Origin of the sequence: Streptomyces sp. 3330, assembly GCF_031456635.1 — a bacterium.
GTDB lineage: Bacteria > Actinomycetota > Actinomycetes > Streptomycetales > Streptomycetaceae > Streptomyces.
Genome location: NZ_JAVDVA010000006.1, coordinates 65814 through 80187 on the forward strand (window position 1 = coordinate 65814; position 14374 = coordinate 80187).

At 72.4% G+C, this 14374-nt stretch carries 10 protein-coding genes; 6 read left to right on the plus strand and 4 right to left on the minus strand.

Annotated features, from left to right (window positions below; all coding sequences use genetic code 11):
* Position 1: 1 nt before the first annotated feature.
* Positions 2 to 1933, minus strand: a complete 1932-nt coding sequence (locus tag J2X68_RS12370) for a glycosyltransferase family 2 protein (RefSeq protein WP_310432535.1) — start codon at positions 1931 to 1933, stop codon at positions 2 to 4.
* Between the two features lie 134 nt (positions 1934 to 2067).
* Here J2X68_RS12370 and J2X68_RS12375 point away from each other — a divergent pair, with 134 nt between their 5' ends.
* Positions 2068 to 2571: a metallophosphoesterase gene (locus J2X68_RS12375; RefSeq protein ID WP_310432536.1), complete on the plus strand. Its 504-nt coding sequence runs from the start codon at positions 2068 to 2070 to the stop codon at positions 2569 to 2571.
* Positions 2572 to 2766: 195 nt separating this feature from the next.
* Here J2X68_RS12375 and J2X68_RS12380 read toward each other — a convergent pair whose 3' ends face one another.
* Complete coding sequence (locus J2X68_RS12380) at positions 2767 to 3867, minus strand: XdhC family protein (protein WP_310432537.1); 1101 nt, start codon at positions 3865 to 3867, stop codon at positions 2767 to 2769.
* Between the two features lie 204 nt (positions 3868 to 4071).
* Here J2X68_RS12380 and J2X68_RS12385 point away from each other — a divergent pair, with 204 nt between their 5' ends.
* Complete coding sequence (locus J2X68_RS12385) at positions 4072 to 5934, plus strand: cellulase family glycosylhydrolase (protein WP_310432538.1); 1863 nt, start codon at positions 4072 to 4074, stop codon at positions 5932 to 5934.
* A gap of 67 nt (positions 5935 to 6001) precedes the next feature.
* Here the strand turns inward: J2X68_RS12385 and J2X68_RS12390 are convergent, their stop codons facing one another.
* Positions 6002 to 7264 carry a YncE family protein gene (locus J2X68_RS12390; RefSeq protein ID WP_310432539.1) on the minus strand — a complete coding sequence of 421 codons (1263 nt, stop codon included), beginning with the start codon at positions 7262 to 7264 and terminating at the stop codon, positions 6002 to 6004.
* Positions 7265 to 7444: 180 nt separating this feature from the next.
* Between J2X68_RS12390 and J2X68_RS12395 the strand changes: the two genes are divergently transcribed.
* The 3 genes from J2X68_RS12395 (at position 7445) to J2X68_RS12405 (ending at position 10926) form a co-directional block, all read left to right on the plus strand.
* Complete coding sequence (locus J2X68_RS12395) at positions 7445 to 8107, plus strand: TetR/AcrR family transcriptional regulator (RefSeq protein ID WP_310432540.1); 663 nt, start codon at positions 7445 to 7447, stop codon at positions 8105 to 8107.
* 172 nt (positions 8108 to 8279) lie between these two features.
* Complete coding sequence (locus tag J2X68_RS12400) at positions 8280 to 8771, plus strand: hypothetical protein (RefSeq protein WP_310432541.1); 492 nt, start codon at positions 8280 to 8282, stop codon at positions 8769 to 8771.
* On the plus strand, positions 8737 to 10926 hold the full coding sequence (locus tag J2X68_RS12405) for a P-loop NTPase fold protein (RefSeq protein ID WP_310432542.1): 2190 nt from the start codon (positions 8737 to 8739) through the stop codon (positions 10924 to 10926). Before J2X68_RS12400 ends, J2X68_RS12405 begins: the two co-directional genes overlap by 35 nt.
* Before the next feature lie 9 nt (positions 10927 to 10935).
* On the opposite strand, the gene J2X68_RS12410 is transcribed toward J2X68_RS12405, so the two are convergent.
* The gene (locus J2X68_RS12410; RefSeq protein WP_310432786.1) at positions 10936 to 12168 is read right to left on the minus strand and encodes a glycosyltransferase; all 1233 of its coding nucleotides are present in this window, start codon (positions 12166 to 12168) and stop codon (positions 10936 to 10938) included.
* A gap of 206 nt (positions 12169 to 12374) precedes the next feature.
* Here J2X68_RS12410 and J2X68_RS12415 point away from each other — a divergent pair, with 206 nt between their 5' ends.
* Positions 12375 to 14333, plus strand: a complete 1959-nt coding sequence (locus tag J2X68_RS12415; protein ID WP_399039799.1) for an RICIN domain-containing protein — start codon at positions 12375 to 12377, stop codon at positions 14331 to 14333.
* The last annotated feature ends 41 nt before the right edge of the window (positions 14334 to 14374 follow it).

Here is a 14374-nt window from a genome sequence, read left to right on the forward strand (position 1 = left end):
GTCATGCCCTCCGGGGCGTGACGCTCTGCAGCGCCCGGTACAGCGCCCGGCGCACCCTGCGGGCCAGCCGTCGCACACCGGCGGGCTGGGGCGCCGGGACCACGAGGACGCCGTCCGACGCCACGTGCAGGGCGAAGGGGAGCGGGTGGAAGCGCGCGCCCTCCACTTCCGGGGTGAGGCAGACGGTCGTCAGCCAGGTCCCGCCCATCAGGTCGCCCACCGGCAGCACGGCCGCCAGCCGGCCGCCCGGCGCGAGCGTCCCGAACACCTCGTGGGAGCCGCCCGACTTCGCCCCGGTCAGCCGCAGCAGCACGGCGACGGCCTCGGGCACGTGCAGCGGCAGGACCACGTGGAGGCGTTCCTCGGCGACGGTGACGTCCCCCGCCGCCACGCGGCCCAGGCCCAGCCGCTTCCCGGCGTGGCCGACGTCCAGCGCGAGGCTGGCGTACCGCTCGGTCCAGTACGGCAGCACCACGCGCCCCGCGACGACCCCGGCGGGCGGGACGGGACGGCCGTGGCGCGGCGCCGGGCCCAGCCGCAGCTCCTTCGTCCAGCCGCCCAGGCCGACGCGCACGTACACGTCCCACAGCCCCTCGCCCGCCGGGCCGCCGCTCAGCGCGGTGGCGGGATCGATGGTGGCGGTCGCGCGCAGCACCAGCCGCACCTGGCTGCCGTCGCCGGCCGGGACCGTCTCCCGCACCACGTCCACCGGCTGGAAGTACTGCGCCGAGCTGGCCCGCTCCCGCAGCAGCAGGTCGGGCACGGCCCGGTCGAAGCGGCCCACGGTGTCCGTGCCCAGCCACCAGACCGCCTCGGCCACGTCCCGCGGCGGCCACTGCGGGGAGCCCCCGGCGGACGGGAAGGTCATCGGCCCGCCGTCGTGCGTCAGCTCGGCGGCGAAGGCGATCCGCAGCACGCCGCCCTGCCAGGTGACGTCCTCCGGGTCGACGGCGAGCGCGACGCCCGCCTCCCACTCCGCGAACGCGACGACGTCGTCGTAGCGTCCCTCGGCGGCCAGCGCGGCGACGATCCGCTGGGTGGGCTGGAGCGGCGCCGCCACGCCCGGCCCGAACCGCTCGACGACGACGCCGTGGATCTCCTCGAACAGTTCCCTGCGGTAGTCCTCGGGCAGCCCGAGGAAGCGGGTGCCGCGCAGCCGCTCCACCATCTCCACGCGCAGCCAGCGCCGGAACAGCCTGTCGCGCAGCGGACCCGGCTCGGTGTACCGCTCGACGACGTCCAGGGCCTCCCGGAGGTTCTTGAAGTACCCCACCGGGTCGAACCGCCGGAAGCCCGCGTTCCCGGCGTCGTCGCGCCTGACGTGGTAGTAGCAGACGTAGTCGCTGAGCACCGCGACGTTGTCCGCGCGCAGATAGGCCTCGGTGACGAAGACGTGGTCCTCCAGGCGCCGCCGCCCCTCGGGGAAACGCAGGCCGGTGCGGTCCAGGAAGGCCCGGCGGACCATCTTGTGCGGGGTGAGGCTGTCGATCAGCGGCGCGTTCTCGACGGTGGCGTGCGGGCGGTTGACGCGGAACAGCTCCACCGGAACCCCCCGGCCCTTGCCCGCCATCTTGCCGACGACGATGTCGGCGTCGTTCGCGACCCCGTAGGCGTACATCCGCTCCAGGGCCTCGTCGCCGAGGTGGTCGTCGTTGTCGACGAACATGACGTACTCGCCCCGGGCGAGGTCGATGCCGATGTTGCGGGGCTTGCCCGCCCAGCCGGAGTTCTCCTGGTGGACGACGCGGATCCTGGGGTCCTCGGCGGCGGCCGCGTCGAGGCGGGCGGGGGTGGCGTCGGTGGACCCGTCGTCGACGAGGATCACTTCGTACTCGTCCGGCGGGAGCGACTGCCTCAGCAGCGAGGCGAGACAGTCCTCGATGTAGGGACCTGGGTTGTAGACGGGGACGATGACGCTGACCTTGACCGGCATCGGGCTCCTGGCCCCCTTGCTGGATCGCTCTGCCGTGCGCGGGACGGAGGGTGCGTGTGGCCCGATGCTAACCCCGCCGTCGGCGCCCCACCTGTCCTGATGGGTCCGGGTCGGTGATTTTGTAGTCTGGCGCCGTGCGCCTGCTGATGATGTCCGACACCCACCTGCCCCGGCGCGCCAAGGCGCTGCCCGCCGCGCTGCTCGACGAGCTCCCGCGCGCGGACGTGGTGATCCACGCCGGGGACTGGGTCGACACGGACACCCTCGACCTGCTGGAGAGCCGCAGCCACCGGGTCGTCGGGGTGTACGGCAACAACGACGGGCCCGAACTGCGCGCCCGGCTGCCCGAGGTCGCGTTCGCCGACCTGGGCGGACTGCGCTTCGGGGTCGTCCACGAGACCGGCCCCGCCCAGGGCCGGGAGGCACGCTGCGCCGCCCGCTTCCCCGACCTGGACGTCCTGGTCTTCGGCCACAGCCACATCCCCTGGGACACCACGGCCCCCGGCGGACCGCGCCTGCTCAACCCGGGTTCGCCGACCGACCGGCGGCGCCAGCCGCACTGCACCTACCTGACGGCCACCGCGGCCGACGGCCGGCTCACGGACCTCGTCCTGCACCGGCTGCCACCGCGCCGGTGACGCAGAACCGGGCCGCGCCCGGCCGTGAGGGTCGGGGGCGGCCCGGAACTTGCGAGTGTGCGTTGCTTCAACGGACCTCCTTCCTTCGTGAGACGAAGGACCGGGACATGCATGCCTGTCCGTGATGGGCGCGTACCCCGCTGGTCCGCCCTTCACACATCTTCCCGGAAAAACCGGGACGTCCCGGGACTCTCCTCACGCCGGGCGGTGGATCGCCCCGGCCGTCGAGCTCAGCGGAGCTCCGCTGCCGCCCCAGCGCAGCGCGACGATCTCGGCGGCCACCGACACCGCGACCTCCTCGGGCGTCCGGGCCCCCAGGTCCAGTCCGACCGGTGAGCGCAGCCGGGCCAGCTCGGCCTCCGTGACGCCGGCCTCGACGAGCCGCGCCCGGCGTTCCTCGTGGGTGCGGCGGCTGCCCATCGCCCCGATGTACGCGGCCGGCCGGCGCAGCGCCACCTCCAGCAGCGGCACGTCGAACTTCGGGTCGTGGGTCAGCACGCAGATCGCCGTGCGGGCGTCGGTGTCCGTGCCGCGCAGATAGCGGTGCGGCCACTCCACGACCACCTCGACGCCCGGCGGGAATCGCCTGGGGGTGGTGAAGACGGGCCGGGCGTCGCAGACCGTGACCCGGTAGCCCAGGAAGTCGCCGACCCGTGCCACGGCGGCCGCGTAGTCGATGGAGCCGAACACCAGCATGCGCGGCGGCGGCGCGAAGGACTGCAGGAACACCGCGACGGCGTCCTCGCGCCGCTGGCCGCGCGGCCCGTAGTGCCGGACGCCGGTGACGCCGAGGGCGAGTTCGCCGCGCGCGTCGGCCGTGACGGCCGCGTCCAGACCCTGCGTGCCGAGCGTGCCGGAGGTCCGGTCCGGCCAGACGGCGAGGGCGGCCCCGCGCGGCGCGGGTCCGTCGGTCACCGTGGCCACCGTCACCGGCTCGCCCGCGGCGACCGACTCCGCGACGGCGCCGAACGACGGGTCGAGGCCGGGCGTGACCGCACGGACGAGCAGCGTGATCTCACCACCGCAGGTCAGCCCCACGGCGAAGGCGTCCTCGTCGCTGTAGCCGAAGGTCTCGAGCCGGGCCGCCCCGTCGGCCACGACCTCCCGGGCCAGCTCGAACACCGCGCCCTCGACACAGCCCCCGGAGACGCTGCCCACCACCTCGTCGTCCGGGCCCACCGCCATCGCCGCGCCCGGATCGCGCGGCGCGCTGCGGCTGACGGCGACCACGGTGGCGAGCCCGAACGGCGCACCGGCCGCGTACCACCCGTTCAGCACCGGGAGAATCTCGCGCACGATCGGTTCCCTTCCGGCCGCGACGACCGAAGCGGCCGTTTCCCCTGAACGGTAATCCGCGGCCGGGTCGCGCGCTGTTCCGCGGCCCGGGGCGCGCCTGGGGGAACGGGCGGGGCCGGTTGCCAACTGGGTTGGCAGGGAATGAACTTACTCGCGGGTCAGAAGGTATTGACGGTGTCCGGAAATCACCGGACTGTAGGGGACATGCCGAATATTCGGGCACGTCTGCTCGCTGTTCTGGTGGTCCTCTGCGGACTCTGCGGCTTCCTGACGGTGGCGGGCTCCCCGGCCGCCGGCGCGGCCCCGCTTCCCGACTCCCTCTCCTTCGACGGCACGGCGCTCACCGTGTCGGGCGGCCGCTTCCTCGACGCGCACGGCCGCGAGGTCGTCCTGCGCGGCTACAACGTCTCCGGCGAGACCAAGCTCGCGGAGAACAAGGGCCTGCCCTTCGCCTCCGTCGCCGACGCCAGGAAGTCCGCGACGGCCCTGCGCGCCCTCGGCGGCGGCAACTCCGTCCGCTTCCTGCTCTCCTGGGCCTACGCCGAACCGGTGCGCGGCCAGGTCGACACGGCCTACCTGGCCGCCGCCACCGACCAGCTGCGCGCCTTCCTCGACGCCGGCATCCGCGTCTACCCCGACTTCCACCAGGACCTCTACTCCCGCTACCTGTTCGACCCGGGCAGCTGGTACACGGGCGACGGCGCCCCCGCGTGGGCGGTGGACCTCGGCGACTACCCCACCGAGTCCTGCGGCATCTGCTTCGTCTGGGGCCAGAACATCACCCAGAACGGGGCGGTCAAGGCCGGTCAGTACGACTTCTGGCACAACAACCACGGACTCCAGGACTCCTTCCTGGCCACCGCCCAGAAGACCATGGCCTACCTCAAGGCGAACCTCTCCACCGAGCAGTTCACCGGCGTCCTGGGCTTCGACCCCTACAACGAGCCCTACGCCGGCGCCTATGACTCCGGCCAGACCAGCCGCACCTGGGAACGCGACCTGTTGTGGCCCTTCTACGTGAAGTTCCGGGCCCGGATGGACGCGGCCGGCTGGACCGACAAGCCCGCCTTCGTCGAGCCGAACCTCTTCTGGAACGGCAACGTCAGCAAGGAGGAGGGCGGCCTCCTCGACGCGGGCACGCTCGGCTCCCGCTACGTCTTCAACACCCACTTCTACGACCAGAAGGCCATCTCGGGCGTCCTGATGTGGGGCAACGCGCAGGACGGCCAGTACGTGACCGACTTCGGCACGGTACGCGACCGGGCGTCGGCCGCCGGGACGACGGCGATCGTCAGCGAGTTCGGCCACCCCCTGAACGGCACCACCGCCGGCAAGGCGCCGACCGTCCTCAAGGCGATGTACCAGGCGCTCGACTCCCGGGTGAAGGGCTCCGGTTGGTGGACCGCACCGGCGGCGTCGGGCCCGGTCCTCTCCGGGTCGCAGTGGCAGTGGGACATCTACAACGGCCGCCACCACGAGCTGATGAACGGCAACGCCGACAAGGTGCTCACGACCGGCGACGCCTGGAACGACGAGGACCTCTCCGCCGTACGCCTGGACGACAGCGGCACGGCGACCCTCCGTCAGGACGCCCGGCTGCTCGACCGGATCTACCCGAGCGCCACCTCCGGCACGACCCTCGCCTTCACCTACGAGGACCGCTCCCGCGACGGGTCCACCACCCTCACCTGGAATTCGGTCCCCAGCTCCCTGCCGAGCACGAGACAGCTCGTCGGCTCCGGCCAGTACGGGCTGCTGGTGTGGCGCTCGAACGGCGGCACGGCGCCCACCGAACTGCATCTGCCGGCCTCCTTCCCGACCGCCACGACGACCGTCGTGTCCGACCTCGGCACGGTGTACGCCCCGCCCGCCTACACCACGGCCACGAAGATCGCCGCGGCCGCCGAACCGGGCGGCACCGGCAGCCGCCGGCTGCTGCTCAGCGCGCCGGACTCGGGCACCGTGCACTACGCCCTGGTCACCAACGGGGCGACCGCGCCGTCCGCGACCCTGCTGGCCGCCGCCCGCACGGAGCTGTCGGCGTGGGTGACCCAGAAGGTGGGGTAGCCCCCGCCGGACACGACAGAAGGGGGGCGGCGGTGACCGCCGCCCCCCCCGGGAGCCCGCGGAACCGTCAGCCGCCGGTTCCGGTCCAGTCCGCCGCGACATGGCCGATCCGGACCCGCTGCGGATGGTCGCCGACCGGCACGGACACGGTCTTCCGGCCGGTGGCGAAGTCGATCGCCGTGACCTGGTCGGCGCCGCTCTCGGAGACGACACAGCTCCTGCCGTCGCCGCTGACCGTGGCCCAGTAGGGCTTGGAGGCGGTGACCAGCGGACCCTCCTGGAGGGTCGCGCGGTCGACGACCGTCGCGTAGTCGTCCATCGTGCCCGCCACGCACAGCTTGGCGCCGTCGGGACTCATCGAGATGCCGTGGTGGCGCGAGTCGTTGACGAAGGTGGTGCGGTCGTCGCCGGTCGCCGGGTTCTTCGGCAGGGTCTTCGTCCGCGTGATGCGGTCCGTGGCGAGGTCGTACTCGAAGAAGCCGTTGAAGAACGAGACCTGGAAGTACAGCTTGGACTCGTCCGGCGAGAAGACCGCCGGGCGCACCGCGTCCGAGTAGTCCGTGAGACCGATCGCGTCCAGTCGCTGGCGCATGTCGATGACCCTGACCTGCCGGTACGTGGTCGCGTCGACGACGGTGATGCGCCGGTCGCCCTTCGTGAAGTCCTGCCACGGAGCGTCCTGGGAGGTGTTCACGTCGCCGATCGACATGTTGTAGAGGTACTTGCCGTCCTTGGTGAAGATGTTCTCGTGCGGCTTGTCGCCGGTCTTGAACGAGCCCAGCTGCCTGCCGGTGGCGATGTCGAGCACGTGCACGGTGTTCGAGATCGACGCGGAGACCGCGACCCGGGTGCCGTCGGGCGAGACGGCCATGTGGTCGGAGCGGTAACCGGACACCGGGAAGCGCCACTCGATGTTCCCGGTGGCCAGGTCGATGGAGACGACGTCGGCGAAGCTGGGCCGGGAGACGACCACCGAGGCGCCGTCCGGCGTGGTGTACATGTCGTCGACGAACTGGTCGTGTCCCTCGCCGACTCCGTTGCGGATGGCCTGGAAGTAGATCCACTTGATCGGGTCGGCGTTGATCTCCGCCATCCGGGCGCTCTTGTCGGGGATGACGTTGATCCGGCCGACCTTTCCGAAGTCACCGCTGGACCGGATGACGTCCGCGGTGCCCTCCCAGTTGTTGCCGACGAAGAGCACCTCGCGCAGCGCGGCGGCGGTCGGGGCGTCCGGGGCGGTGGCGGCCGTGGCGGCCGTCGCGGGGGCGGTGACGGTCAGGACGAGGGCGGCGGCTACGGAGCAAAGGTGCCTGGATCTGAAGGCAGGCATGGCTGCTCTCTCCTCTGGGGGCGCAGGTGTGGGGGCAGGGCGGAAGAGGTCCCGCCCGATCTGAACACGGGGGCATTCAGATTTACTTACTGGAAAGTAAGGAAGGGGGGCCCTTCGCCACAAGACTCCGTACACGACAAAATCGACGGCGGGGGAGCACGGAACCACGAGGGAGGGTCAGTGGCGGGCAGGCTCAGGGCGCCGACCGGCCGTTACGGCGGCAAGACCGCCGCACAGCGGCAGGCCGAGCGGCGCGGGAGATTCCTGGCGGCGGCGTTGCAGCTGTTCGGCGACCTCCCCGGCTACCGCGGCGCCACGGTCGCGTCGCTCAGCGAGGCGGCCGGTCTGTCCACCCGCCAGTTCTACGAGGAGTTCCGCACCCTCGAGGACGTCCTGGCCGCCCTGCACCTCCAGGTCAACGACTGGGCCGAGGAGGCGGTCCTGGCCGCCTTCGCCGCCGCCGAGGACATGCCGCTCGTCGAGCGGGTCACCGGCATCTTCCGCGCCTACGCGGCGAACGTGACCTCCGACCCGCGCCGCATCCGGATCACCTTCGTGGAGATCGTCGGGGTCAGCCCCCGGCTGGAGGAACAGCGCCTGGCCCGCCGCGCCCGCTGGGTCGACCTCATCTGCGCCGAGGCGTCGGCGGCCGCCGCCCGCGGCGAGGCGGCCCCCCGCGACTACCGCCTGGCGGCGACGGCCTTCATCGGCAGCGTCAACGGCCTCCTCCACGACTGGAGCGCCGGCTGGGTCGACGCGACCCTGGACGAGGTCGTCGACGAACTGGTACGGCAACTGCTGGGGATCCTGCGCCCGGAAGGGTGGGGACCCCATTCCTCCTGAACCGCTGTCGGGGGACGGCCACGGCCCGGGCGCGTTCCGAAGCGACCTGGAACTGACCCTGCTCGGTCCCGACGGCGAAGGGGACCGGGAACCGCCACCACCCGGTCTGGAGGACGAGCAGGAGTGGGCGGCCTACACGAGAGCGCTGGAGGAGTGTCTGACGGTCGCCGAGGTGGCGAGCCGCCTGGACCGGCGCCCCGGAGCGTTCCGGACGGACGTCACGCGGGCGATGCGGCTGCCGGAGAACGTCACCCGGGTCCGGGGAGCGCCGCTGTACCAGGAAGCCCTGCAGCGCTACGAGAACGCGCGCGACGAGCGGGACGGGGCCGAGGAGCGCGTGCTGGCTCTGCTGCCCGGTCTGGCCTGGGACCTTCCGCTGGTCTCGGCCGCCCTGTCCGCGACGGTTCTGATCGTCCTGGCGGTGGCCGGAAGCGGCTGGTGGCCCGCCGGGCTCGGCGCCGCGCTGGGCGCGGTGGGCTGGGTCCTGTGGCGGTCGGCGTTTCCGCGGCAGGGTGCGGGCCTTCGCCGGATGCGTGCGCGCGCTGACGGCCAGGGCCGCAGGGCTGCGCGCGGTGCGGCACCGGACCGCCGACCTCACGCGTGTCGCGGCGCGGGACGTCATGCCCTCGGTGGTGCAGAACGTCGTCTCGGACCTCCTCGGTGAGGATGCCGACTGTCTGCTCGTCGCCACGCGGTACGAGGGTGTCAGGGACCACCGCGACCGGCGCTATGTGGTCGGCAACCAGGCGCGGGCCGAGATCCGGCAGAAGCTCGACGCCCTGGTCGACGGCACCATCGCCGTGTGCGGACCGCGCGGTTCGGGGAAGTCGACCCTGCTCGCCTCCTGCGCCGACCCGCACGACCTGAAGATCTCCGTCCAGGCGCCCGCCTCCTACGCCCCTCTGGAGTTCCTCACCTCGCTCTTCGTCGACCTGTGCCAGACCTACCTGACGGACCACGGGTACCGGTTTCCGGAGTTCCGGCGGCTCAGCCCGCTGCGCACCGTGCTGCGCAGGCTCGGTGCCGCCGCGAGGGCGTTCACCCAACGCCTGCTCGTCGGGCTGCTGGCGCTCGGGCTGTTCCTGGTAGGCGTCTTCGCGACCGTGCGCGACTTCGTCGAGCACCGGTCCGCAGCGGTCGCGCGGGCCGGTGACGACGGTGCGGAGCGGCTGCGGGACGGTCTGGTGGCCGTCCTGGAGGGCAGGCGGCCGTGGCTGGCGCTGTCGGCCGTCGTCCTCGGTCTCCTGGTCTGGAAGTACGTCAGAAGGTGGCGGTTGAGCGGCCTCACGGGCGTGCTGCGCAAGGTCCTCCTGGCCCCGGTCGGCCGGTTGCTGATCGTGCTGGCCCTGTTGACGACGTGGTCGCCGAAGGCGGTGATCGCCTGGTTCGGGGACTGGCGGCACGACGAACCGGCCGTCTACTACCCGACGATGACCGTCGTGGCGGTGCTCGTCGTCATCGCGGTGTGGAAAGCGGTCACGCCCTTCTGGGACGACGTGCACGGGACCCCCACGCGGGTGGCGGTCCTTGTCTTCGTTCTCGGGCTCGCAGGGGCCTTCGCCGGCGACCGGACGCGGCATGCGGCCTTCGGATGGGACCTGTCGCAACGGGTGGCCCTGGTCTGCCTGGGCCTCATCCTGATCCGGGTGTGCCGGTGGAAGCGCGTGAAGCGGGAGCCGACCCTGGCCGGACGGTGCCGGGACCACCTCTACCGGCTCCAGACGGTCCAGAGCGTGACGTACGGCGCGAGCGGAGCCCCGGCCGGTGGGCTGCTGAGCCTGGGATCCACCTACGGCACCTCGTTCACCGCGTCCCCCGTCACCCTGCCCGAGCTCGTCCAGCAGTTGCGGCGCACCCTGGCCGAAGTGGCCGGGGAACTGCGGCCGCAGGGACGGCGTCTGGTGGTCACCATCGACGAGATCGACCGGCTCGGAACCACGGCCAAGGCGCTGGAGTTCCTCGGGGAGATCAAGGCCATCCTGGGCGTCACCGGCGTGCACTTCTTGATCTCTGTCTCGGAGGACGTGGGGGCGTCGTTCGTCCGACGGGGACTGCCGGGCCGCGATGTCGTGGACAGCACGTTCGACGACGTCGTCCATGTGCGGCCCTGCTCGTTCGAGGAGTCGCAGCGGATACTGGACCGGCGCGCCCCAGGCGTCTCGGAGCCGTTCGTCGCGCTCGCCCACGCCCTGGCGGGCGGTGTGCCGCGGGACCTGATCCGGTACTCCAGGGAGATGGTGGCGCTGCGCGAGAGCAAGGGGGAGGTCGAGCTGCGGAACATCGCCGCCTGGCTCGTCACCCGCGCGATGCGGGACACGGTCGATGCCTTCAGGGCCGGAGCGAAGGAGGCCGCCCTGCCCACCCGGAGCGCGGACATGATCTTCGGGGCGACCCGGCGGCTGGCGGAGTTCCTGCACGCCGACTGCCTGTGCGAACTCGACAGGATGCGAGGACACATCGGCCGGTTCGCGCGGTGGGCGGACGGTCCCGGCGGGGTCGAACTGAGGGCGGAGCTGCCCGCCGACACCCTGGAACGTCTGGACGAGGCCGCCGCCTACGCGTACTTCAGCGTCACCCTTCTCGACGTGTTCGCGATGCCGGGGTTCGAGCGCCGCCGTGCGCAGGCACACGTGCACGGACCCGACGGAAGCGTCGAGCGGTTGGCAGTCGTGCGGGGAGAGCTCTCCCTCTCGCCGCACAGTGCCCGTCGGCTCCTGGACGACACCAGGACGGCGTGGGGCCTGCCGCCGGTGCCCGCTCCCGACCTGCGGGAGATCATCGAGACCGTGCGCAGGTCCTGCCCGCACTACGCCGAGTGAGTCTGCCGGTCACGTCTCTCCCAGCCGCTCCACGGCCTCCACCACCCGCGCCGTTCCGTCCTCCGCCCGTACCCGGGTCCCCAGTTCCTCGGCCCGTTCGCGGAAGCCGGGGTCGCGGGTGGCCCGCAGGAGTGCGGCGGTCAGGGTCTGTGCGGTCAGCCGGCGCAGGGGGACCGGGTTCGGGGCCACGCCGAGGGCGACCAGGCGGCCGGCCCAGAAGGTCTCGTCGAACTGGACCGGCACCGGCACGGCGGGGACCCCGGCGCGTACGCCCGCCGCCGTCGTGCCCGCCCCGCAGTGGTGGACCACGGCGGCCGTCTCCGGGAACAGCAGCGCGTGCGGGACGTCGTCGACGGTCAGCATGTCGTCGCCGTCGGCCGCGAGGCCCGCCCAGCCGCGCTGGATCACGCCGCGCAGCCCGGCCCGCCGCAGCGCCCGGACGATCTCGGCGCTCAGCCGCCGGGGGTCGGGGACGGTCGCGCTGCCCAGCCCGACGAAGACCGGCGGCGGCCCCGCGTCCAGGAACTCCCGCAGGGCGGGCGGGAGTCGGGTCTCCCGGTCGTAGGGCCACCAGTACCCGGTGACGTCCAGCCCCGGCCCCCAGTCGCGGGGCCGGGGGACCACCAGCGGGCTGAAACCGTGCAGGACCGGGCCGAGCCGGTCCCGGCCGCGCGGGCCGACGCCGGGGCGGCGTGCCGCGGGCAGCCCCAGCCGGGCCCGCACCGACGGCAGGACCGGCGCGAAGATCTGCTCCACGGCCAGTCCGACGCCGTGTCCGGCGAGGCGGTTGCCGACCGCTCCCCAGGAGCCACCGCCCAGCAAGGGCGGTGCGAACTCCCGCGTGGGGGCGACGGGTTGGAGGCAGAGGTCGAGGCTCGGCAGCGACAGCCCGGCAGCGATGGTGTGCCCCAGCGGCGCCACCGAGGCGGACAGCAGCAGGACGTCGCTCGCCTGCGCGGCGGCGAGGAGGTCATCGGTCATCCGCCCGACCAGTGACCGCGCCATCCGGGCCACCCGCAGCAACTTGCCCGGGCCGGTGGTGCTGCGGTGCAGGCCCCGGCCCCGTTCCGACTCCAGCTCCGCCCGCGGGTCCACCGGCAGCGCGTGGAAGCCCACCCCCGAGCCCGCCACCAACGGCGCGAACCGCCCGTGGGTGACCAGGGTGACCTCGTGTCCCGCCCGCGCCAGCGCGTGGCCCAGCCCCGTGAAGGGGGCCACGTCGCCCCGGGATCCCGCCGTCATGATCGCCACTCGCACGTCGGACAGTATGGGGGCGCGGCGCCGGGAACGGGTGAACGACCCTTCGCATGCGGCCACTTCACCGTTGAGACCGGTCACATCACTTCTGTCGCAGGCGTTGACTTCACCCTCCGGCGGTTCTAACTTCGGCCCGCAATGCGTTCGGTTCACCGACCCATGTTCGATATTTCGAAGCCTGGAGCCGCCGTATGTTTCCCCCACACCCCCCGCGCCCGGCCCCGCGCCTGAGATCCGCCGTCGCACGGATGCTCGCCCTGCTCCTGACGGTGACCGCCGTCCTGCTGTTCGCCCAGCCCGGACCGGCCCGGGCCGCGACCTCGCGGCAGATCGCCGTGCCCACCGCCCCGATGGGCTGGGCCTCCTGGAACAGCTTCGCCGCGAAGATCGACCACGACGTCATCGAGCGGCAGGTCGACGCGTTCGTCGCGGCGGGCCTGCCGGCCGCCGGATACCGGTACATCAACATCGACGAGGGCTGGTGGCAGGGCACCCGCGACAGCGGCGGCAACATCACCGTCGACGAGTCCGAGTGGCCCGGCGGCATGAGCGCGATCGCCGACTACATCCACAGCAAGGGTCTCAAGGCCGGGATCTACACCGACGCGGGCAAGGACGGCTGCGGCTACTACTACCCGACCGGCCGGCCCGCCGCCCCGGGCAGCGGCAGCGAGGGCCACTACGACCAGGACATGCTCCAGTTCTCGCGGTGGGGCTTCGACTTCGTGAAGGTCGACTGGTGCGGCGGTGACGCCGAGGGCCTCGACGCGGCCACGACGTACACCGCGATCAGCGCCGCCGTCACGAAGGCGACGGCCGCCACCGGCCGCCCGCTCACCCTCTCCCTCTGCAACTGGGGATACCAGAACACCTGGAACTGGGCCCCCGGGCTCGCCCCGATGTTCCGGACCAGCACCGACATCATCTACTACGGCGACAAGCCGTCGATGACGAACCTGCTGTCCAACTTCGACCAGGGCCTGCACCCCACCGCCCAGCACACCGGCTACTACAACGACCCGGACATGCTGATGGTCGGCATGGACGGCTTCACCGCCGCCCGAAACCGCACCCACATGAACCTGTGGGCGGTCTCCGGCGCCCCGCTCCTCGCCGGCAACGACCTGACCACGATGACGACGGAGACGGCGGACATCCTCAAGAACCCCGAGGTCGTCGCCGTCGACCAGGACGCGCGCGGGCTCCAGGGCGTCAAGGTCGCCGAGGACACCACCGGGGCGCAGGTCTACGGCAAGGTCCTCGCGGGCAGCGGCAAGCGCGCCGTCGTCCTGCTCAACCGCACCTCCGCGGCCCGGAACATCACCGTCCGCTGGTCCGACCTGGGGCTGACGGACGCCTCCGCCACCGTCCGCGACCTGTGGGCCCGCGCCGACGTCGGCACGTACGCCACGAGCTACACGGCGAGCGTCCCGGCGGGCGGCTCGGTCATGCTCACCGTCAGGGGCGGCACCGAGGCGTCGGGCAGCACGTACACCGGGACCTCCGGCTTCTCCGGCGTGGTCGCCGGGAGCACGGGGCTGAAGGTCGTCGACGTCGCCTACACCAACACGGCCTCCACCGCCCGTACCGCGACGCTGAAGGTCGACGACCAGGCCTCGACGACCGTCTCGTTCCCGCCGACCGGCTCCGCGCAGGGCACGATCAGCCTCCAGGTCGCCCTGTCGAAGGGCTCGTCCCACACGCTCGTCTTCACGGGCGCCCCGACCCTCGCCGACATCACCGTCAGACCCCTGCCCGGCGCGAACGGGGCGCTCGTCGTCGGCAAGCAGTCCGGCCGCTGCCTGGACCTGTACGACAGCACGATCACCAACGGCGCCCAGGCCGAGCTGTGGGACTGCAACGGCGGCTCCAACCAGGCCTGGACGTACACCTCCCGCAAGGAACTCGTGGTGTACGGGAACAAATGCCTGGACGCCTACGACCTCGGCACCACCAACGGCACCAGGGTCGTCATCTGGGACTGCAACGGCCAGAACAACCAGAAGTGGACCGTCAACGGCGACGGCACGATCACCAACGTCAACGCGGGGCTGTGCCTCGACGCCAACGGTGCGGGCACGGCCAACCGCACCCCGATCGTGCTGTGGGCCTGCGCCGCCGCCGACAACCAGAAGTGGACGCTGACCTGACCCTCGGGTCCCTGACCTGCCCTCAGGACGGGGGCCCGGCC

What these genes read in the sequence shown, in the direction of transcription:
- J2X68_RS12410 (WP_310432786.1), bottom strand. Translation starts at nt 12,168, where the DNA reads ATGACGGCGGGATCCCGGGGCGACGTGGCCCCCTTCACGGGGCTGGGC.
- J2X68_RS12370 (WP_310432535.1), bottom strand. Translation starts at nt 1,933, where the DNA reads ATGCCGGTCAAGGTCAGCGTCATCGTCCCCGTCTACAACCCAGGTCCC.
- J2X68_RS12415 (WP_399039799.1), top strand. Translation starts at nt 12,375, where the DNA reads ATGTTTCCCCCACACCCCCCGCGCCCGGCCCCGCGCCTGAGATCCGCC.
- J2X68_RS12390 (WP_310432539.1), bottom strand. Translation starts at nt 7,264, where the DNA reads ATGCCTGCCTTCAGATCCAGGCACCTTTGCTCCGTAGCCGCCGCCCTC.
- J2X68_RS12385 (WP_310432538.1), top strand. Translation starts at nt 4,072, where the DNA reads ATGCCGAATATTCGGGCACGTCTGCTCGCTGTTCTGGTGGTCCTCTGC.